This window comes from Streptomyces sp. 17_S59 (assembly GCF_056930295.1).
In genome coordinates this window covers 3789268-3808522 of record NZ_JBXOWD010000001.1, presented here as the reverse complement: position 1 = coordinate 3808522, position 19255 = coordinate 3789268, and the positions used below count along the sequence as shown (strand labels likewise).

Sequence of the window (19255 nt, the reverse complement as noted above, 5' to 3'; positions counted from 1 at the left end):
GGCTGGGCGGGGGAACAAACCCCCCGCTCAACCCCCGGGCATCAGCAGCAACTCATCCGCGTAGCACCACGCCCAGTTCTCCCCCGGCTCGAAGGACCGCGCAACGTCATGCCCCGGCTCCGCCGCCGCATGCGCACGCGCATGCCGATGCGGCGAGCTGTCGCAGCAGCCCACGTGCCCGCACGTCAGACACTCCCGCAAGTGCACCCACGTGGACCCGATCCGCAGGCAGTCCTCGCACCCCTCCGTCGTGCTCGGCTCCACCTCCCGGACCTCGCCGAGGTGGCTGCACTCCTGCCGGGTCGGACGGCCCTCCACATCCGCGGCGACCTGCCACGCCCGCGGCATCACTGGTTCGCTCATATCTTCGAGCGTAGGCCGGACAGGGGGCCCGCGCATGGCGAACGCCGAGGTCAGCGCGATTGTCAGACCCCCCTGGCAGACTCACTCCCGTGAGCCGGGGTACGGAGGCGGGCGACGGGGGTGCCCGTCTCCGCACCCCACTCGCCCCACTCGCCCCGCCCCCCTGACGCCTCATCACGCCCCGCCCCGGCTCCCCCGTGCGGCGCATCCCCGCAGGCACCCCGGCGCGCCGCCTTGCACGATGGCCGCAGGGCCGCGCGGCCGACGGAGCCCGGATCGCCGGCAGCAGCGCGCGGTCCGGCAACCACCGCACCGCCAGACCCCAGGGCAGGACGTGTCATGACCCTCAGTCTCGATCAGCTGAGCCGCTGCACCGTCGCCGTCGACCTCGGAGCGGCCAGGACCCGCGTCTACCTCAAGGACACCGGCCTGATCGTCGACGAACCGAGCCTCGCCGCCGTCAACACCAAGAACGGCTCGCTGATCGCGGTCGGCTCGCTCGCCGAGGGCATGGCCGGCCGTACGCCGGGCCACATCAGGGTCGTACGGCCCATCTCCGGCGGCACGGTCGTCGACATCGACATGGCCCAGCGGATGCTCCGCTTCCTGGTGGGCAACAAGATCCGCCGTACCTGGCGGCGCAAGCCGATGCTGCGGGCGGCCGTGTGCCTGCCGCACGACGCCAAGCCGATCGCCCAGCGCGCGGCCATGGAGACGCTCAGCGCGCTCGGCACGCGCCGCGTGGAGCTGGTGGACACGCTCATCGCGGCCGCCGTCGGCTGCGGGCTGCCCGTCGAGCGGCCCGAGGCCACCATGATCCTTGTGTGCGGGGCCGCGTCCACGCAGGTCGCGGTCCTGTCGCTGGGCGCGATCGTGGCGGCGGAGAAGGTCCAGGTGGGCGGCGACGCCATCGACTACGCCGTCGTCCAGCACCTGCGCAGCGAGCACGAGCTGATGCTCCCCTCGCAGGGGCTGCACCCGCTGCACCTGGCCCTCTACGACCGCTCGGGGAGCAGCATGGAGACCGAGGTCCGCGGCCGGGACGTGGCCACCGGACTCTCCCGCACGGTCCTGGTCAACACCGCCCACGTCCGCGAGGCGATCCACACCCCGCTCACCGCCGTGCTGGACGCCATCGGGCGCGTCCTGCGGGAGTGCCCGCCCGATCTGGTGGCCGACCTGGCCGAGCGCGGGGTCATGCTGGCCGGCGGCAGCGCGCGGCTGCCGGGCCTGGACGTCATGATCGAGGAGGCGACGGGCATGGTCGTACAGGTCGCGGAACAGCCCGACACCTGCTCGGTCATGGGCCTGGGCGCAATGATGGAGGGAAAGATCAAGCCCATGCACCTGGACCCGCTGGCGAGTTGACCTCGGCAAACACCCGGGCCGCAATCACTTACGCTCTCTTGGGAACTTCTTTACCCTCCGCATCAGTTCTCCTCGTGCACCCCCAATGACGAGGAGAAACACACATGGCGCTCTGGGACCGGCTCAAGGAATCGGCCACGACGATGCAGGGCCAGCTGATAGCCAAGAAGAACGACCTGAAGAGCGGGGCGTTCCGTGACGCGAGCATGGCAATGTGTGCTCTGGTAGCAGCGGCTGACGGTTCGATCGACGCCTCCGAGCGGCAGCGCGTCGCCTCGCTCATCGCCACGAACGACGTCCTCCAGAACTTCCCGGCCGACGATCTTCAGGCGCGCTTCAACGACTATTGCCAGAAGCTGACGACCGATTTCGACTTCGGCAAGGTCAGCGTCATGCAGACCATCGGCAAGGTGCAGAAGAAGCCGACCGAGGCACGCGCCGTGATCCAGATCGGCATTGTCATCGGCGGCGCCGACGGCGATTTCGACAAGTCGGAGCAGGCCGTCGTCCGCGAGGTGTGCTTTGCACTCGGCATCAATCCCGCTGAGTTCGATCTCTGAAGGCTTTCGGTCTCGCACGGTGGGAGCGGGCCCCGTCGGAGCCCGCTCCCACCGCTCACGGCTTGAAAACCCGCGTATCGGACCCCATGAAGAACCTCAGGATGGTCAGCAACGCCACCACCTGCACCAGCACGTATCCCACCTGTGCCGAAAACCCTCGCATCTGGTAGATCGAAAGCAGCAGCCGGACGCGGTTGGGCCAGAAGCGCCGCTCGGAACGGAAGGTGTCCGCGTCCATCGCGAGGCCGGTGAGGGTCAGCACAAGGAGCATCAGACAGATGGCAAGGGCCACATTGCCGGGCCCTTGATCGGTGATGAGGTTGCCCAGAATGCCCAGGGCGATCAGCAGCGCATAGGCGACCACGAGCCCCAGGGCACGCTCCAGACCGCGTCGGCCCGGTAGCAGGCGCCAGAGCGCACCCAGCACCAGACCCGCACCGGCCCAGGCCAGTTCCCACGTCACGAACAGCCGCAGCATCTCCGGCATGCCGAAGGTGTTCTGCCCCGTGCGCATCCACTGCTCCGCCGACGCATTGGCCAGCCAGGCCATGATGACGCTGCCCGGGAGGCCGAAGACCAGCGCGAGAAGAGCGGCCCGGCGTGCGTTGTCCCACCACTTGGGATGAGGCCCCCAACTCAGGGCGACATCCACGACAGTGACCTTGTTGGGCAGCCACGGCTGCACCTCGTCGCCGTCGCCCGTTCCGCCCACCGGCCGCCAGCGGTGCAGCAGGCTCAGCTCCTGCTCCACATCGTGCCTGCTGACACCGTCCTTCTCACTCCCCTCCTCCATGCCGCGCAGCTTGCTCACCAGCTCCCGGTAGCGGCGAGCACGCTCGATGAGTTCACCGCGCTCCTCCTCGGTGATCGATTCATACAGCGAGAGTGCGCCCTCGCATCCCTCGAAGCGCTGCGTCAGCACCGCCCACCGCCGCCCCACCGCAAGCAGGCCGTACAGCGCGGCGATGCCCAAGGCCAGCCAGAGGCTGGCGAGCACCTGGCTGCCCGCGTACGAGCCCTGGCGATAGGCCACCACGACGGCGAAGAACACGGCGAGCAGGAAGCAGGCCAGCTTGCTCGGGTTTGCATAGGGCACCCGCTGAGCCGCGTTTCTGACGTGCAGCAGGCCCACAATGGCAAGACCCGTCAGCATCCAGGTGAGGGAGTACCAGGCCGTGGGGATCTGCGCGGTGTAGAGCATCAGGCCATCGCCCAGATCGGCCAGGCGCCGAGCGGGGCCCGGATCGGGGCTGATCAGCCAGTTGACCCGTTCCCAGCGACGCTCAACCGCCCACACCGCCCACCCCAGGAACAGGACGGTGACCGCTGCGAGCTTCACCCCGAACCCACGTAGCCTCAGCGGTTCCACCGGTGACCGGAGCAATCCGCCCTCGTGCCCCAGTCGCCAGGTCCAGAGCACCAGCCCGACGAGCCACAGCCACGCCATCGCCCCCGCCATCGCCAAGGGCACGGCAACACCGGAGGCGGGGGGGGGTGCTTGAGGAGGCCGAGCTTCGGCGACAGCCCGAAAAACGACGGCAGGGCGGCCACCAGCTCCCCGCCCACCGCCACCAACGAGGCAGCGAACAGCACCGACCTCTTCGGGCGGGCAGCGGCCGTCAGGCCCCAGCCGGCCAGGAAGCCGGTCATGACATCCCAGCGGTTCTCGTAGCCCTTCAACCACCCGGCCGGGATCAGGAGCACTCTGTCGAGCAGCAGAATCAGCACGCCCATGCCGGCACTGAGCAGGCCCCAGTGCAGCAGGGCACTGCTGCTGCGCCTCTCCGGCTCGGTGAGCTCATCGCCGACGGGCCTGCGGCGGGCCTGGAGCGCAGCCACCACGACCACCACCGAGGTGCCCAGCCACCAGGTGGTCTCCCCGGCTGCGTTGGCGGCCAGCCACGGTGTGCTGTTCGCCTTCACCCCCGTCCAGGCGCGCTGCCACGGAGGGATCACCTCCACACTCAGCCCGTGGCCCGGCCCGGCCGGATGCAGATGTCCTGCCCACAGCAGGCGCCCACTGCCGACCGCCGTAGGACGAGGAGACACCTTGTCCGCGTCCAGGCCGCCCAGAGCGATCTGGGCCGCAATTCGAGCGTGAGCTGCTGACCCAGGCTGTACATGACGAAGGGTTCCGGCCATTCCCCGCCCGGAAATCCAGTCGCCCAACACCGGCCGGAACGACTGCGGGCACCCGCCGGGCACCGTCGGCGACCTGCGCTCATGCACCGCCGCCGACCCGGTGGACCGCCGCCGAGGCGTCCAATCCGCCTGCCTTGCCAGCCCCTTGATCCCCTTGCAGATTGGGGCCGACGCCATGAAGCGGAGCGGAGCCGTGGAGGCTGGCTATGGCTGATCGGCAGTGCCCGGGCCGCACACCGGGCGAGTGGGGTCCGGGCCCCGGCCCAGGCGGCGCAGGCTTCACCTATCTGCCCGCGGAGCGCGAACTCGTCGTGATCACGGAAGCGGAACCCCACCCGGACGGCGGCGCGGCGGCCCGCAGCACCGACACCGGCACCCCCGCCCTCGACCTGTTCCTCGCCGACGAGCAGCTGACCCTCGAACCACTCTTCGCCCGCACGGAAGACCCGGCCCTGGCCCGCTTCCACCGCATACGGGGCGCAGGCCGCCGGCGGCGGCGCCAGGAGGAGCTGGCCGCCCGGCTGACCGGCCTGCCCGGCATCGCCGCCGCATACGCCAAACCCGGCGCCCTGCCCGCCACCGCGGCGGCCATGAGCCCGTACGGCCCCCACGACGACGAGCCCCGCCACCACACCCACCCCGCGGGCACCGCCCGCACCCCGGACCTCACCGGCCGCCAGGGCTGCCTCGCCCCCGCGCCGGAGGGCGTGGACGCCCGCTGGGCCTGGACGCAGCCCGGAGGCACGGGCGAGGGCGTGGGCGTCGTCGGCGTGGAGGGCGCCTGGCAGCTGGGCCACGAGGGGCTGGGGCAGAAGCTCGCGGGGCTCGTCGCCGGCACTCCCGTGGAGGACCTGGCCTGGCGCAACCACGGCACCAACGCCCTCGGCGTCGTCGTCGGCGACGCCCACGACGGCTCGGGGACCAGCGGCATCGCACCCCGCACCCTGACCGCCGCCGCGTCGTTCCGCGGCATCGGCACCGCCCGGGCCGTGCAGGCGGCAGCCGACCGGCTCGCGCCGGGCGACGTCCTGCTCGTCGCACTGCACCGGCCCGGCCCCCGCTTCGACTACTGCGAACGCGACGACCAGCGCGGCTGCATCCCGCTGGAGTGGTGGCCCGACGACTTCGCCGCCGTCCGCCACGCGACCGCCAAGGGCGTGCTCGTCGTGGCCGCCGCGGGCAACGGCGCGGAGTCCCTGGACGATGCGCTGTACAGGACGCGGCCGACCGGCTTCCCGGCCTGGTGGCGCAGCCCCTTCCACCCCGCCGGGCCCCGCTCCGGCGCGCTCCTCGTGGGCGCGGGCGCCCCGCCGCCCGGCACCCACGGCCGGGACCACGGCCCGGACCGCTCACGCCTTGCGTTCTCCAACTTCGGCACGCGGCTGAACGCACAGGGGTGGGGGCGCGAGGTCACCACCACGGGCGGTGCCTGGGACGGGCCCGGCGAACTGCGCGGCGGCGCACGGGAGGGCGCCTGGTACACGGACGTCTTCTCCGGCACGTCCGCCGCCTCGGCGGTCGTCGCCGGAGCGCTCGCGGCCGTCCAGGGCATGCTCAAGGCGGCGGGCCGCGCGCCGCTGACGCCCGAGGGGGCGGGGGAGCTGCTGCGCGGGACGGGCTCGCCGCAGCAGGACGCGCCCGGCCGCCCGGCCGCCCAGCGGATCGGCAACCGCCCGGACATCCGGGCGGCGGCCGCCCGGCTGCTGCCGTCCCCGATCGCCTCCGGCGCCGCCGAACGGCTGTGGGACGAGCTGATCCCCTACCCACCGCAGCGCTCGCCCCGGCTCCGGCTGTACGTCGCGGGGGCCTGGCGCGGACTCGACAGCCCGGACCCGGCGGTCCGCCAGGCCGTGCACACCGCCTTCGCGAGCGGGCGCGCGGGCGGTGTGCACGTCTGGTACGCGGACGACAAGGTGGTGGGGCTGGTCGTCACGGACGACTGACGGCCGGCAGGGCACCCGTGCCTGGTCGTCACGGACGACTGACGGGCCGGCAGGGGACCCGTGCCGACCGGCCGGCCCGTCACGCCGGCAGTACCGCCCCCTGGCGCACCGGGATGTCGGCCGTGGCCTTCGCGCCCCGCCCGGAGCCGTTCTCCGTCCAGGTGCCCAGCGCGATCTCCGCGGTGATGCCCGGCCCGAAGCCCGCGATGACGCCCCGCGCGTCCGGCGGCGCCCCGCCGTCGACGAAGAGCCGCTCCAGCGCGTCGAAGATGACCGCGCTCGCGATGTTGCCCCGCTCGGTGAGCGTGGCCCTGCTGTAGCGGAACATCTCCTGCTCCAGGCCCAGGTAGCGCCCCAGGTCGTCGAGGATGCGCGGGCCGCCCGCGTGCACGATGTAGAAGTCCAGCTCCGAGACGTCCCAGTCGTGGGGCTCGGCCATGTCCCGCATGGCGGGCGCCAGCATCGCCATCGTGCCGGGGACGCGCTTGTCCAGAATGAAGTGGAAACCGGTGTCCCGGACCCCGTAGGAGATCCACGCCTCCGTGTCGGGCACCAGGTGCGAGCCGTTGCGCTCGATGCGCACCCCGGTGCCCCCCTCGCCCCGCACGACGGCGGCGGCCAGGGCGTCCCCGAACAGCCCGTTGGAGAGCAGGTTGCCGACTCCGAGGTCCGTCGGCTGGTAGAGGAGCGAACAGAATTCACAGGCCACGATCAGCACGTTGGCCTGCGGGTACGCCTGGCAGAAGTCATGGGCCCGGTTGATGGCGGCGCCTCCGGCGGCACAGCCCAGCTGCGCGATCGGAAGCTGCCGGGTCTCGGGCCGGAAGTCCATGGTGTTGATGAGCCAGGCGGTCAACGACGGCATCATGAAACCGGTGCACGAGACGTACACGATCATGTCGATGTCGCGGGTGGTCAGAGCCGCGTGATCCAGCGCCCGCCGCACGACCTCGGGCACCCGCGCCTTGGCCTCCCGCTCGTAGCGGGCGTTCCGCACGGTGAATCCGGGGTGTTTGAGCGTGTCCTCGATCGGCTGCACCAGGTGCCGGGTCTGTACACCCGTATTGCCGATCAGCCGGAGGGCAAGCTCCAACTGCGGATGGTCGGCGTGCAGGGTGCGCGCCAGCTCCAGGGTCTGTTCTCTTGTGATCACGTGCTCGGGGACGGCGATGGCCGGTCTGCACAGTGTCGCCATGGCGGCCTCCCAGTCTCACCGGGCTCAAGGCCCAGGGCCGCCGAAATGGCGTGCCAGTCTATGTCCAGTGCATGCCGCATTAGGGAGCGTGCCACACATATGCCCCGATAGTTCACTCAAAATGTGGACGCTTCAACACACATAGAACAGACATCCGTCGAACGGCGCAGAAGTTGTTCAGCCATTCGGGGGAAACCCGGCTGGCGGTCACGGAACGACACCGCGGAGGCGAGGCGACAGCAGCACACGAACACGGGGCCGGCGCACGGCTCGCAGTCCGTCCGCCGACCCCGTGAATCCTGCGTCTTTGCGTGTTACATCTTTCGCGTTACGCCTTTATGCATTTTTACGCCTTGCGGCCGCAGATCACCACGGTATCGGCCCCCAGCAGGACACGCCCCGTGGGCTCGAAGCCCGCCTCGGCGAACCACTCCTCGTATTCCTTGCCCGTGTACACGAAGCCCTCGCCGGAGGCGATGGTGTGGAAGTACGCCGAGAGGTAGGCCGCGCGCTCGGGACCGGTCTCCTCGTCGTTCTGGTAGGGGGTGACGACGAAGATGCCGCCGCCCTGGGGAAGGGCCCGGGCCGCCTTGGCCAGCAGGGCGCGGATGCGATCGGCCGACCATATCTCGAGGAAATGGGCGAAGAGCACGGAATCGCAGCCGGTGGGGAATTCGTCGTTGAAGGCGTCGAGGCTCACGGCCTGCACCCGGTCGGCCAGCCCCAGCTTCTCGAGCTTCTCGTTCGCGGCCGCCGCGACCGAGGGCAGATCGGCGATCGTGACCCGCATCTCCGGCCAGCGGCCCGCGATGTTGGACGCGTTGATGGCGGTTCCGCCGCCGATGTCGAGGAGGTGCGAGTACGCCGAGAGGTCGAGCTTCCGGGTGAGTTCCTCACCGACGAGGCGGCTCACCGAGCTCATCATCGTGTGGAACGTGGTCTCCAGGTCCGGGTTCTCGGCGAGGCGCCCGTACAGCGTGGGGGCCGACCCCTCGATCTCACGCTGCAGACCCACGTTGGTGTTGTCCTCGAGCGCCTCGGAGAACCACGCCATCGCCCGGTAAATACCCTGGTGCTCCCAGGGGATGAACGCCGCGGGCGACTGGTCGAGGTTGGCGCTGAGCGGCTCCGTGAGCGCGGTGTTGTGGTAACCGGCGCCCTCCTTGCGCAGCAGGCCGATCGCGGTGCAACCGAGCAGCAGAATGCGGGTCGGCTGCTCCTTCAGGCCCAGCCGTACCGCAATGTCCTTCGCCTCCAGGCCCGGCTCCTCGGCCAGCACCGCGAAGAGCCCGAATTTCAATGCCGCGCTCAGGAACTGGAAGTGGTAGTGGGCCTTGTAGTAGGGCCGGAGCTGTACCTCGACGGGCTTCTCGGTCTGTTCCATGTCCAAGCCTCCTGAATCGTCAACGTCATGGGGGCACCGCGGGACGGCGAACGGAAATCGGTCCTGCGGAGTGAGGAGTGAGGAGCAAGAGCGCGGTGGAGGTGGTGCTATTCGACGGCGGCCGTCCTCCTCCGTGCGGCGGCCGTGATCCGGGAATCGGCACAGGCCCACTCGAAGACCCGTCCGACAAGATGTGCCGCGGGCCGGTCCCAGCACGCGCGTACCGGGACCGGACGCCGCAGACCGAGTTCCGTACGGGCCCAGCCCGGCAGCAACTCGATCGCGCCGTTCATCAGCAAGGTGACAACGGCCTTCTCGTGCAGAGTGCGGCCGAAGCCGCGCAGAAAGCACACACAGTCCAGCGCGGCCCTCGTCGCCAGCAGCTCCGGGCGCATGCGGCGCAGGTAAAGCTCGACTTCGCGGGTGCTGCGCGGCACTTCCTGGGCACCCAATTGCTCGGCGACGACAGCGATTTCGGCGTAATAGCGGTCGCACTCCGCCGGGGAGAGCGGCTCACGCGCGAATTCCTGATAGCCCGCCAGGAAGGAGCGCACTTCCGCGACGTGCACCCATGTGAGCAGCTCGGCGTCGTCGGCGCGGTACGGGCGGCCGTCCGGCGCGGTCCCGCGGACGAAGCCGTGGATCCGCTTGACGTCCGCGATCGCGTCCAGCGCGGCCCGGGTCGAGCCGAAGGTGGTCGTGGTGACGAACCTGACCGTGCGGTTGAGCCGGCCGGACGGATCGGCGCGGAAGTCGGAGTGGTCGTCCACGCCGGCCATGGCCAACGGGTGCAGCGACTGGAGCATGAGCGCCGCGAAACCGCCCGTGAGCATCCCCGCCGGATGCCCGTGGACGCGCCAGGCCACGCTGTCCGGGCCGAGCAGACCCGGGTCGCCCAACGGCCCTTCGTACCGCTCCAGATGCAGATCGTCGCCGTGTGCCGTCCCGTTGATTTCGGCCAGGATCCGAGCGCGCAGTGAGGCGAGAGGAGTCATGCGGTGAGCATGACAGAGGGTTCGACCGGCCCCCTCTGACATTTCGTCCCTCCTCCGGATCGGCGTGCGCGCATGACCCTCGTCGGCCGGCCTCGCCGTCAGCTCGCCTGGATGATCTTCAGTTCGGGGTGGGCAGTGCCGCCCTCGATGGCCGTGGACGAGATGTGCGAGACCACACGGTCGTCCACCGGGTCGTTCGCCGGGTCCTCGTGCACCACCAGGTGCTCGTAGGTGGTGGCGCGCTGGGCGGGCACCCGGCCGGCCTTGCGGATCAGGTCGATGATCTCCATCCGGTTCGAGCGGTGCTTCGCACCCGCCGAGGAGACCACGTTCTCCTCCAGCATGATCGAACCCAGATCATCCGCACCGTAGTGCAGCGACAGCTGCCCGGCCTCCTTGCCCACCGTCAGCCAGGAACCCTGGATGTGCGCCACATTGTCCAGGAACAGCCGCGCAATCGCGATCATCCGCAGGTACTCGAAGATCGTCGCCTGCGTACGGCCCTTGAGATGGTTGTTCTCCGGCTGGTACGTGTACGGAATGAACGCACGGAAGCCGCCCGTGCGGTCCTGCACATCACGGATCATCCGCAGATGCTCGATCCGCTCCGCATTGGTCTCGCCCGTGCCCATCAGCATCGTCGAGGTCGACTCCACGCCCAGCTTGTGCGCCAGCTCCATGATCTCCAGCCAGCGCTCACCCGACTCCTTCAGCGGCGCGATCGCCTTCCGCGGACGCTCCGGCAGCAGCTCCGCACCCGCACCCGCAAACGAATCCAGACCCGCAGCATGGATACGGCGGATCGCCTCCTCCGCAGAGACACCCGAGATCCGCGCCATGTGCTCCACCTCGGACGCACCCAGCGAATGAATCACCAGCTGCGGGAACTCCCGCTTGATCGCCGCAAAGTGCTCCTCGTAGTACTCCACCCCGTAGTCGGGATGATGACCACCCTGGAACATCACCTGCGTGCCACCCAGCTCCACCGTCTCCGCACACCGGCGCAGAATGTCCTCCAGCGGACGCGTCCACACCTTCTCACTCTTCGGCGGCGCATAGAACGCACAGAACTTGCACGCCGTCACACACGCGTTCGTGTAATTGATGTTCCGCTCGATGATGTACGTCGCAATGTGCTCCGTACCGGCGTAACGGCGACGGCGCACCGTGTCGGCAGCCGCACCGAGGGCGTGCAGCGGGGCGAAACGGTAAAGGTCGAGGGCTTCCTCCGGGGTGATCCGCTCACCCGCGGCAGCACGGTCCAACGCGGCCTTCGCCTCGGGGTGTTCCTCTTCGAACGTCGGCATGTCGGCTCCCTTTCCGGAGTCGTTCGGCTTCGTACTGATCACTTCTTGTCCGATTCCGTTGTGCAGTGACCCAGCAGTTGCACGCGTACATCCGGAAGGAATCCCGACTCCTCACCCCCGGCACGACGGGCGAATTCGGCGATTCCGGCGAGCTGCCGATCGCCCAGGCCGTAGTCGAGCGCCGTGGTGAAGTAGCGTTTCAGCGCCTGGGCGTCGTACGTCTCCCAGCGGGCGGCACGCTCGCACACCTCGTCCACCTCGGCGAGGCCGAGATCCCGCGCGGCGAGCAGCGCCTGGTGGACGCGGTGCACGGTCTCGGGTTCCCGCTCGAGGAATTCACGGCGCACCGCGAAGACCGCGAAGACGAAGGGCAGACCCGTCCATTCCCGCCACATCTCACCGAGGTCGTGGACTTCCAGACCGTCCCTGGGCGCCTCCAGCAGCCGCGCCTTCAGCGCGGGGTCGCCGATGATCACGCCCGCGGAGGCGCCGGACAGCATCGTCCCCAGGTCCGGAGGAGAGACGAAGTAGTCCGGCTTGACACCGATCCGCTCGGAGAACAGCAGCCGCGCCAGCCGTACCGAGGTACGGCTCGTGGAGCAGAGGGCGACGGGCTCACCGTCGAGCCGTTCCAGCGGCACTTCGCTGACGATGAGGCAGGACATCACCGGGCCGTCGCTGCCCACGGCGATACCGGGAAGGGCGACCAGATCGTCGGCGTTCCGAAGGAACTCGACGAGGCTGATCGGCCCCATGTCCAGCTCGCCGGAGGCGAGAGCGGCATTCAGGTTGTCCGGCGTGTCCGAGGTCAGATCCAGATCGAGGAGACTTCCGGTCCTGGCCAATCCCCAGAAGACAGGGAGGCAGTTCAAGAACTTGATGTGCCCGACCCGGGGCCTGCGGCGCCGGCCGTGCGTGAGGGATATGTCCTGCGCTGCTGGTGGGGACGTCATGGTGGGGGCGTGCTCCTGATTGTTCCGTACGTACGCGTGACTGCTGTCCGGGGACGAGTGCCGGCTACCGCACCGCCTTCGCCCGTCCCGGGCCCGGACGGTCAGGCGTCCGGGCCGTAAACCTCGACGAGGTCGCGCTTACGGCGCACATGGATGCAATCGCCAGGGCAGTCCTTGGCGGAATCGATCACGTCCTGCAGCAGGGTCAATGGCACGGGCGCTGCCTCGGCCGGCTTCTGACACAGCTCGTCGTCCTCGTTCTTCACGTAGGCGAGCCCGTCGATGTCCAACTCGAAGACTTCCGGGGCGTACTGGGCGCAAATGCCGTCGCCCGTGCACAATTCCTGGTCGATCCAGACTTCGAGTTCTTCTTCGTCCGTATTCATGGTCATAACTGGAGCCTGCCGATCTGGGTCCTGTGGGGTATTGGCCGCTGCAGCACCGGCATCAGCCGGTCCGCATTCACACCCGCATGGGCTGGGGCGACTCGCGCAGGGAGGCATCCGGACCCGGGAACTCACGGATGACCTCGTACCGCGTGTTCCGCTCCACAGGGCGGAAACCCGCATCCCGGATCAGATCCAGCAGATCGTCACGGGTCAGCTTGTTCGGCGTGCCGTAGTTGTCCGCGTCATGCGTGATCTTGTACTCGACGACCGAGCCGTCCATGTCGTCCGCACCGTGCTGCAACGCCAGCTGCGCCGTCTGGATCCCGTGCATCACCCAGAACACCTTCACATGCGGCACATTGTCGAACAGCAGCCGCGAGACCGCGAAGGTCTTCAGCGCCTCGACACCCGACGCCATCGTCGTCCGCGCCTGCAGCCGGTTACGGACCTTGCCGTCCTTCATGTCCACGAAGTCGTGCTGGTACCGCAGCGGAATGAAGACGTGGAAACCGCCCGTCTCGTCCTGCAGCTCACGCAGCCGCAGCACATGGTCCACCCGGTGACGCGGCTCCTCGATGTGCCCGTACAGCATCGTGCACGGACCCTTCAAACCCTTCGAATGAGCCAGGCGGTGGATCCGCGACCAGTCCTCCCAGTGGGTGTCATGGTCGACGATGTGCTGACGCACCTCCCAGTCGAAGATCTCCGCACCACCACCGGTCAGCGACTCCAGACCCGCGTCGATCAGCTCGTCGAGGATCTCGTCCGCCGGCAGACCCGAGATCTTCTCGAAGTGCTTGATCTCCGTCGCCGTGAACGCCTTCAGCGAGACGTTCGGCAACGCCTCCTTCAACGCCCGCAGCGAGCGAGGGTAGTAGCGCCACGGCAGCGACGGATGCAGACCGTTGACGATGTGCAGCTCGGTGAGACTCTCGCTCTCCATGGCCTTCGCCAGCCGCACGGCCTCCTCGATGCGCATCGTGTACGCATCCTTCTCACCCGGCTTCCGCTGGAACGAACAGTACGCACACGACGCCGTGCACACATTCGTCATGTTCAGATGCCGGTTCACATTGAAATGAACGACATCGCCGTTCTTCTGCGTCCGCACATGGTTCGCCAGACCGCCCAGCCATGCCAGGTCATCCGACTCGTAGAGAGCAATCCCGTCCTCACGGGACAGCCGCTCCCCGGCGTAGACCTTCTGCTCCAACTCCCGCTTGAGCCCGGAGTCCATCCCCCGTATTCCCCCTCGGTCAGTGCCCGTGAGCACGGCGTTCAACTGTTCGCGACCAGGTGCAGATCGTTACTGCGGGAATAGCTCGGGGAGCCGCCCCAACCGGTCACAGGTGTCTCATCCTCCCGTTAGTAGGTTTGGGGTTCTCCCTATACCGGCAACCGCTTTGCTGGTCGTACCCCCGTCACTCGCGAGAAAGGCACCCAATGCTGCCTGAAACTTCCGAATCCTCGCTTTCCATCGCATACTCGCCCTGCCCCAATGACACCTTCGTCTTCCACGCCTGGACGCACGGCCTGATCCCCGGGGCGCCGTCCCTCGACGTGCAGCTCGCGGACATCGACATCACCAACGGGCTTGCCCAGCAGGGCACGTTGGACGTGCTGAAGATTTCCTACGCCTCGCTCCCCTATGTGCTGGACGAGTACGCGCTGCTGCCGTGCGGCGGCGCCATCGGCCGGGGCTGTGGACCGCTGGTGGTGGTGAAGGAGGAGAACGAGACGCAGTCGCTCGTCGGCCGACGGGTCGCCGTGCCGAGCACCGGGTCCACGGCCTACCTGCTCTTCCGGCTGTGGGCCGCCAAGACGGTGACCGCCGCCCCGGTCGGGACCGAGGGAGGCATCGGCGAGATCGTCGTTCTCCCCTTCGACGAGATCCTGCCCGCCGTGCGTGACGGAGCGGTGGACGCGGGTCTGATCATCCACGAGGCGCGCTTCACCTATCAGGAGTACGGGCTGCGCCGCCTCGCCGACATGGGCGAGTGGTGGGAGAAGGAGACCTCGCTGCCCATCCCGCTCGGAGCGATCATCGCCAAGCGGAGCCTGGGCACGGAAACCCTCAACAAGATCGCCGACGCGGCCCGCGCATCCGTCCGGTACGCCTGGAACGCCCGGGAGGCATCGCGCTCCTACGTCCTGGAACACGCCCAGGAAATGAAGCAGGACGTCGTCGAGCAGCACATCGCCGCGTACGTGACCGAGTACACCGCCGACATCGGCGACGAGGGCTACAACGCGGCGCGGATCCTCCTCGGCCGTGCCGCAGCGGAAGGGATCGTTCCGGAAATCGCGCCCGGCGCCCTGGAGTTCCCGCCCACGGACCCGGCCGCACGGTCCTGAGTCGGCGCCCGGGCGCTCTCAGGCGGCCGAGGAGGACTGCCGGGCCACCGGCTCGGCAGACCGCGCCGGGCTCTGCTTGGGGTGCTTGACGAACCGGGGCACCACGCGGGGCGGCCAGGTGCCCACGGTGAGCATGCCGAGCGAGTGGGCCCGGGCGACGAGGGCGGCGCGGTTCGGCGCCCTGAGTTCCCTGAGCATGCGGCCCACGTGGTACTCGATGGCCTGACGGCTGAGGTAAAGCCGGGTGGCGAGCTGGAGGTTGGAAGTGCCGCTGGCGATCCCCTCAAGGATCTTCGCATCGACCGGGGACAGCAGGATCCGGCTGCGGGACGACAGCGACATGTCGGCGGCGGTGGCCGGCTCGCCGTCCGGGCAGAGGGACACGAGGTAGGCGGGGGCGTCCGGGGTGCGAAGGCTGCTGTGGATGGCCACCCCGGTGATGTCCGCGGAGAACGGCGTGTGCTGGGGACTCAGGCCGACGATGCGCTCGGTGAAGCGCGAGTGGCTGCCGGTGGAGAGGCGGACGAAGTGCCGGTCGAGGAGCCGGGGTGCGCTGGGGTGGAGCAGCTCGTAGAGATTCCGCCCGCACAGCTCCGCCGCGGTGCCGTCGAACTGGCGGAGGAAGGCGGTGTCGGCGGCCAGGATGTTGAGGTCGGCGTCCAGTCCGGCGGTGCAGGTGCGTTGGGGAGAGGTGGGCCCGCATGCGGTGTCAGCGGCCTGGGGGTGGAGCGTCATGAGGCGTTCTTCTCCTTCGTGGGGCCCGGAGTTCCGACGCATCGGCTCCGGCCCCTCACCGACGGCCACGCACACACCGCCCCGGCCAGGGGCTGCGCGTTCGTGAAACTGACTCTCCTTCATCTGCCAGCCGACCGCCAAAACGAACCGCCAAACACTTGATCCCTGCCACGCTCCGTAATCACCGGTCCGGGGCAGCTCTTGGCAGATGGGCACGCGTTGGGCACGCACGAGGGCGTAAAGATCACCGAGTTCCGCCCCGCTTGACCCGGGTGCAAGAAAAAAACCCAGGTCACACAAGATGTGACCTGGGTCTCTCCGGAGCCGCCTTCGGGATTCGAACCCGAGACCTACGCATTACGAGTGCGTTGCTCTGGCCAACTGAGCTAAGGCGGCGCGCTGCGTGAACCGAGGTTGGCATCAGCAGCGGGGATAAGTCTACACAGTTTCCAGGGGTGCTCCGCACACGGTGCTGCGCGGGGGGACGCCGCAGGTCAGGTGCACTTCCGGGAGGCCGGGGGCACGGCGGCGGTCAGGAGGTAGTCGTTGATCGCGGTGTCCACGCAGGAGCTGCCCCGGGTGTAGGCGGTGTGGCCGTCGCCCTCGTAGGTCAGGAGGCGGCCGGAGGAGAGCTGGGCGGCGAGGGAACGGGCCCAGGGGTAGGGGGTGGCCGGGTCGCGGGTGGTGCCGACGACGAGGATGGGGGCGGCCCCGGGGGCAGGGATGCGATGGGGGGTGCCGGTGGCGGCCACGGGCCAGTATGCGCAGCTCAGAGCACCCCAGGCGAAGCTGTCGCCCAGGGCGGGCGACGCCTTCCGGAAGTCGGGGAGGGCGCGGTAGACGCCCGCCGGGCTTCGGAAGGGGGCAGGGAGGTCGAGGCAGTTCACGGCCGAGTTGGCGGGCATGAGGTTGGTGTAGTGACCGTTCTCGTCCCGCTCGTAGTAGAGGTCGGAGAGCCTCAGGAGGAGCGCGCCGTCGCCGTGCTGCGCGTTCTGCAGGGCCTTGCGGAGGACCGGCCAGGCCGCCTCGTCGTACATGGCGGAAATCACACCCGTGGTGGCGAGGCTCTCCGTGAGCGGGCGGGACTTGCCGGTGGGAAGGGGACGGCGGTCGAGCTGCTGGAAGAACGACTCGAGACGGGCGTTCGCCACATCGGCGCGGCCGCCGGCCAGAGGGCAGTCGGCGTGCCGGGCGCAGTCCTGCGAGAACGCGGCGAGGGCCGTCTGGAAGCCCGCCGTCTGGTCGCGGTTGACCTGCTCGGCGCTGAGGGACGGGTCCAGCGCCCCGTCGAGGACCAGCCGGCCGACGTGGGACGGGAAGAGCCCGGCGTAGGTCGCACCGAGGAAGGTGCCGTACGAGGCGCCGACGTAGTGCAGCTTGTCGTCGCCGAGGGCGGCCCGGAGGATGTCCATGTCGCGGGCCGCCTCGATGGTGGAGACGTGGCGCAGGAGCTTGCCCGAGTGGGCCGCGCAGCCCGCCGCGAACTTCTTGTAGGCGTTGACCAGCTCGCGGACCTCCCCGGCGTCGTCCGGGGTCTGGTCGACCTGGGCGTAGGCGTCCATCTCCGCGTCGGAGAGACAGGTGACGGGCTCGCTGGCGGCCACGCCGCGCGGGTCCATCGCCACCATGTCGTACCGGGCGCGGACTGCGGCGGGGTAGCTGGTGGCCGCGTACTGCTGGAGGAAGCCGACGGCCGAGCCGCCCGGGCCGCCGGGGTTGACCAGCAGCGAGCCCAGGTGCCGGCCGGTGCTGACGGCCTTCTTGCGGGAGACGGCGAGCCGCACGTCACCGCTGCGGGGTGCCGTGTAGTCCAGCGGGGCGCGCAGGGTGGCGCACTCGAAGCCCGACCGTTTGCCGGAACAGGCGTGCCAGTTGAGCTTCTGCCCGTAGTACGGGCGGAGCGCGGCGGGCAGCGCCGTGGGCAGCGGCACCAGGGACGGCAGCGCGCCCGGCTGGAGCGAGGCGGCGTACGAACCGGGGGCGGCGCCGGGGCCGGCGCCCTCGCCCTGCGGTCTCCCCGGCCGCGCCGCGTCCGGCGCCGCGCTTCCCGGGACCGCTGCGGAGATCAGCAGGGCTGCGGCCGCGACGAGCGTGCCGGAGGTACGGAGCAGGCGGCTGGTGTCCATCGGGCGGTCCCTCTGTGTGACAGCAGGCAGCTGGGCCGGCTGGGCATAAGACATACGTAGGACTACGCGGGCATACGGAGCGTATCCGGACGGACACCTGTCTTGGCCAGCCTTACGCCTCACTAGGCCTCGTACGAGTGAGGAATCACCCAAGTTGCGGTGTGCCCGCTCCCGGTCGTACTACTCACACGGACCGCACGTCACGTCATCCCGACGTCATCCCGCGCGCAGGGCCACCGCCATCGCCTCGACCGCCAGCAGAGGCGCCACGTTCCGGTCGAGCGCCCGGCGGCAGGCGACGATCGCCTCGATGCGGCGCAGGGTGCTCTCCGGCCGCGAGGAGGAGGCCACCCGCTCCAGGCTCTCGGACACGTCGGTGTTGGCCAGGTCGACGCGCGAGCCGAGCTGTATCGCCAGCACGTCGCGGTAGAAGCCGGTCAGGTCGGACAGGGCCAGGTCGAGGCTGTCGCGCTGGGTGCGGGTCGCACGGCGCTTCTGCCGGTCCTGAAGCTCCTTCATCGCGCCCGCGGTGCCCCGGGGGAGTCGGCTCCCGGCACCGGCCCCGGCGCCGAGCGCGGCACGCAGCTCCTCGGTCTCCTTGGCGTCGATCTCCTCGGCGACCTGCTTGGCGTCCTCCGCCGCCGCGTCGATCAGCTCCTGGGCCGCCTTGAGGCAGCCGCCCAGCTCCGCCACGCGCAGCGGCACCTTGAGCACGGCCGCGCGGCGGGCGCGGGCCCGCTCGTCGGTGGCGAGGCGGCGGGCGCGGCCGATGTGCCCCTGGGTGGCGCGGGCCGACCGCACGGCCAGCTCGGGCTCGATGCCGTCCCGGCGGACGAGGACGTCGGCCACCGCGGCGGCCGACGGCGTGCTCAGGGTCAGGGACCGGCAGCGGGAGCGGATCGTGGGCAGCACGTCCTCCAGAGAGGGCGCGCACAGCAGCCACACCGTGCGGGGGGCGGGCTCCTCCACGGCCTTGAGCAGGACGTTGCCGGCGCCTTCGGTCAGCCGGTCCGCGTCCTCCAGGACGATGACCTGCCAGCGGCCGCCCGCGGGCGAGAGCTGGGCCCGGCGGACCAGGTCACGGGTCTCCTTGACGCCGATCGACAGCAGGTCCGTGCGAACGATCTCCACATCCGCATGCGTGCCCACGAGGGTGGTGTGGCAGCCGTCGCAGAAGCCGCAGCCGGGGCCGCCGCCGAGCGCCCGGTCGGGGCTGACGCACTGAAGTGCGGCGGCGAAGGCGCGGGCGGCAGTCGCCCGCCCGGAGCCCGGAGGGCCCGTGAACAGCCACGCGTGCGTCATCCGGGACGCGCCGCCCTCCGGGGCGGCACCAGCCTCCGCCTCCGCGGCCGTGACCAGCGCGTCCGCGTCGCGCGCGGCAGCGGACAGCTGCTCGATCACCCGGTCCTGGCCGACCAGGTCGTCCCACACCGCCATGGC

At 69.8% G+C, this 19255-nt stretch carries 17 protein-coding genes and 1 tRNA gene; 4 read left to right on the top strand and 14 right to left on the bottom strand.

Annotation, left to right across the window (positions count from 1 at the left end):
- Positions 1-27: 27 nt before the first annotated feature.
- Entirely contained in the window at positions 28-363 is a 336-nt protein-coding gene (locus AC1Z4A_RS16970) for a UBP-type zinc finger domain-containing protein (RefSeq protein ID WP_483679795.1), read from the bottom strand.
- Positions 364-702: 339 nt separating this feature from the next.
- Here AC1Z4A_RS16970 and AC1Z4A_RS16965 point away from each other — a divergent pair, with 339 nt between their 5' ends.
- Together AC1Z4A_RS16965 and AC1Z4A_RS16960 are read left to right on the top strand one after the other, a co-directional pair.
- Positions 703-1731, top strand: coding sequence for a rod shape-determining protein (locus AC1Z4A_RS16965; RefSeq protein WP_483679793.1), 1029 nt, complete (start codon positions 703-705; stop codon positions 1729-1731).
- A 104-nt stretch (positions 1732-1835) separates the two neighbouring features.
- Positions 1836-2291, top strand: a complete 456-nt coding sequence (locus AC1Z4A_RS16960; RefSeq protein ID WP_483679792.1) for a tellurite resistance TerB family protein — start codon at positions 1836-1838, stop codon at positions 2289-2291.
- A 55-nt stretch (positions 2292-2346) separates the two neighbouring features.
- Here the strand turns inward: AC1Z4A_RS16960 and AC1Z4A_RS16955 are convergent, their stop codons facing one another.
- On the bottom strand, positions 2347-3738 hold the full coding sequence (locus AC1Z4A_RS16955; RefSeq protein WP_483679790.1) for a DUF6185 family protein: 1392 nt from the start codon (positions 3736-3738) through the stop codon (positions 2347-2349).
- Complete coding sequence (locus AC1Z4A_RS16950; RefSeq protein WP_483683615.1) at positions 3648-4433, bottom strand: DUF6185 family protein; 786 nt, start codon at positions 4431-4433, stop codon at positions 3648-3650. The genes AC1Z4A_RS16955 and AC1Z4A_RS16950 overlap by 91 nt, the downstream gene beginning before the upstream one ends.
- Positions 4434-4639: 206 nt before the next feature.
- Between AC1Z4A_RS16950 and AC1Z4A_RS16945 the strand changes: the two genes are divergently transcribed.
- Positions 4640-6376, top strand: a complete 1737-nt coding sequence (locus AC1Z4A_RS16945) for a S8 family serine peptidase (protein WP_483679789.1) — start codon at positions 4640-4642, stop codon at positions 6374-6376.
- 79 nt (positions 6377-6455) lie between these two features.
- Here the strand turns inward: AC1Z4A_RS16945 and AC1Z4A_RS16940 are convergent, their stop codons facing one another.
- From AC1Z4A_RS16940 to mqnE, 7 genes are all read right to left on the bottom strand, one after another.
- Positions 6456-7571: a type III polyketide synthase gene (locus AC1Z4A_RS16940; protein WP_483679788.1), complete on the bottom strand. Its 1116-nt coding sequence runs from the start codon at positions 7569-7571 to the stop codon at positions 6456-6458.
- Positions 7572-7917: 346 nt separating this feature from the next.
- On the bottom strand, positions 7918-8955 hold the full coding sequence (locus AC1Z4A_RS16935) for a methyltransferase (protein ID WP_483679787.1): 1038 nt from the start codon (positions 8953-8955) through the stop codon (positions 7918-7920).
- A 107-nt stretch (positions 8956-9062) separates the two neighbouring features.
- A complete protein-coding gene (locus AC1Z4A_RS16930) occupies positions 9063-9950 on the bottom strand; it encodes an oxygenase MpaB family protein (protein WP_483679786.1) in 888 nt (295 codons plus the stop codon).
- Between the two features lie 98 nt (positions 9951-10048).
- Positions 10049-11257 (bottom strand): cyclic dehypoxanthinyl futalosine synthase, encoded by a 1209-nt coding sequence (mqnC, locus tag AC1Z4A_RS16925; protein WP_483679785.1) that lies wholly within the window; start codon positions 11255-11257, stop codon positions 10049-10051.
- Positions 11258-11295: 38 nt separating this feature from the next.
- The gene (locus AC1Z4A_RS16920; RefSeq protein WP_483679784.1) at positions 11296-12210 is read right to left on the bottom strand and encodes a menaquinone biosynthetic enzyme MqnA/MqnD family protein; all 915 of its coding nucleotides are present in this window, start codon (positions 12208-12210) and stop codon (positions 11296-11298) included.
- Between the two features lie 101 nt (positions 12211-12311).
- Positions 12312-12602, bottom strand: coding sequence for a ferredoxin (locus AC1Z4A_RS16915; RefSeq protein WP_483679783.1), 291 nt, complete (start codon positions 12600-12602; stop codon positions 12312-12314).
- A 70-nt stretch (positions 12603-12672) separates the two neighbouring features.
- Positions 12673-13836: an aminofutalosine synthase MqnE gene (mqnE, locus tag AC1Z4A_RS16910; protein WP_483679781.1), complete on the bottom strand. Its 1164-nt coding sequence runs from the start codon at positions 13834-13836 to the stop codon at positions 12673-12675.
- A gap of 206 nt (positions 13837-14042) precedes the next feature.
- Between mqnE and AC1Z4A_RS16905 the strand changes: the two genes are divergently transcribed.
- Positions 14043-14954, top strand: a complete 912-nt coding sequence (locus tag AC1Z4A_RS16905; protein ID WP_483679779.1) for a 1,4-dihydroxy-6-naphtoate synthase — start codon at positions 14043-14045, stop codon at positions 14952-14954.
- Positions 14955-14972: 18 nt separating this feature from the next.
- Here AC1Z4A_RS16905 and AC1Z4A_RS16900 read toward each other — a convergent pair whose 3' ends face one another.
- From AC1Z4A_RS16900 to AC1Z4A_RS16885, 4 genes are all read right to left on the bottom strand, one after another.
- Positions 14973-15689: a helix-turn-helix transcriptional regulator gene (locus tag AC1Z4A_RS16900; protein WP_483679778.1), complete on the bottom strand. Its 717-nt coding sequence runs from the start codon at positions 15687-15689 to the stop codon at positions 14973-14975.
- A gap of 322 nt (positions 15690-16011) precedes the next feature.
- Positions 16012-16085, bottom strand: a tRNA-Thr gene (locus AC1Z4A_RS16895).
- 98 nt (positions 16086-16183) lie between these two features.
- Entirely contained in the window at positions 16184-17815 is a 1632-nt protein-coding gene (locus AC1Z4A_RS16890; RefSeq protein ID WP_483679777.1) for an alpha/beta hydrolase, read from the bottom strand.
- Between the two features lie 216 nt (positions 17816-18031).
- Positions 18032-19252: a DNA polymerase III subunit delta' gene (locus tag AC1Z4A_RS16885; RefSeq protein ID WP_483679776.1), complete on the bottom strand. Its 1221-nt coding sequence runs from the start codon at positions 19250-19252 to the stop codon at positions 18032-18034.
- Positions 19253-19255 lie beyond the last annotated feature (3 nt).

Coding starts and splice junctions, on each gene's coding strand:
- AC1Z4A_RS16915 (WP_483679783.1), bottom strand. CDS start 12,602: ATGACCATGAATACGGACGAAGAAGAACTCGAAGTCTGGATCGACCAG.
- AC1Z4A_RS16920 (WP_483679784.1), bottom strand. CDS start 12,210: ATGACGTCCCCACCAGCAGCGCAGGACATATCCCTCACGCACGGCCGG.
- AC1Z4A_RS16900 (WP_483679778.1), bottom strand. CDS start 15,689: ATGACGCTCCACCCCCAGGCCGCTGACACCGCATGCGGGCCCACCTCT.
- AC1Z4A_RS16965 (WP_483679793.1), top strand. CDS start 703: ATGACCCTCAGTCTCGATCAGCTGAGCCGCTGCACCGTCGCCGTCGAC.
- AC1Z4A_RS16930 (WP_483679786.1), bottom strand. CDS start 9,950: ATGACTCCTCTCGCCTCACTGCGCGCTCGGATCCTGGCCGAAATCAAC.
- mqnC (WP_483679785.1), bottom strand. CDS start 11,257: ATGCCGACGTTCGAAGAGGAACACCCCGAGGCGAAGGCCGCGTTGGAC.
- AC1Z4A_RS16950 (WP_483683615.1), bottom strand. CDS start 4,433: ATGGCCGGAACCCTTCGTCATGTACAGCCTGGGTCAGCAGCTCACGCT.
- AC1Z4A_RS16970 (WP_483679795.1), bottom strand. CDS start 363: ATGAGCGAACCAGTGATGCCGCGGGCGTGGCAGGTCGCCGCGGATGTG.
- AC1Z4A_RS16955 (WP_483679790.1), bottom strand. CDS start 3,738: ATGGCGTGGCTGTGGCTCGTCGGGCTGGTGCTCTGGACCTGGCGACTG.
- AC1Z4A_RS16905 (WP_483679779.1), top strand. CDS start 14,043: ATGCTGCCTGAAACTTCCGAATCCTCGCTTTCCATCGCATACTCGCCC.
- AC1Z4A_RS16940 (WP_483679788.1), bottom strand. CDS start 7,571: ATGGCGACACTGTGCAGACCGGCCATCGCCGTCCCCGAGCACGTGATC.
- AC1Z4A_RS16890 (WP_483679777.1), bottom strand. CDS start 17,815: ATGGACACCAGCCGCCTGCTCCGTACCTCCGGCACGCTCGTCGCGGCC.
- AC1Z4A_RS16885 (WP_483679776.1), bottom strand. CDS start 19,252: ATGGCGGTGTGGGACGACCTGGTCGGCCAGGACCGGGTGATCGAGCAG.
- AC1Z4A_RS16945 (WP_483679789.1), top strand. CDS start 4,640: ATGGCTGATCGGCAGTGCCCGGGCCGCACACCGGGCGAGTGGGGTCCG.
- AC1Z4A_RS16960 (WP_483679792.1), top strand. CDS start 1,836: ATGGCGCTCTGGGACCGGCTCAAGGAATCGGCCACGACGATGCAGGGC.
- mqnE (WP_483679781.1), bottom strand. CDS start 13,836: ATGGACTCCGGGCTCAAGCGGGAGTTGGAGCAGAAGGTCTACGCCGGG.
- AC1Z4A_RS16935 (WP_483679787.1), bottom strand. CDS start 8,955: ATGGAACAGACCGAGAAGCCCGTCGAGGTACAGCTCCGGCCCTACTAC.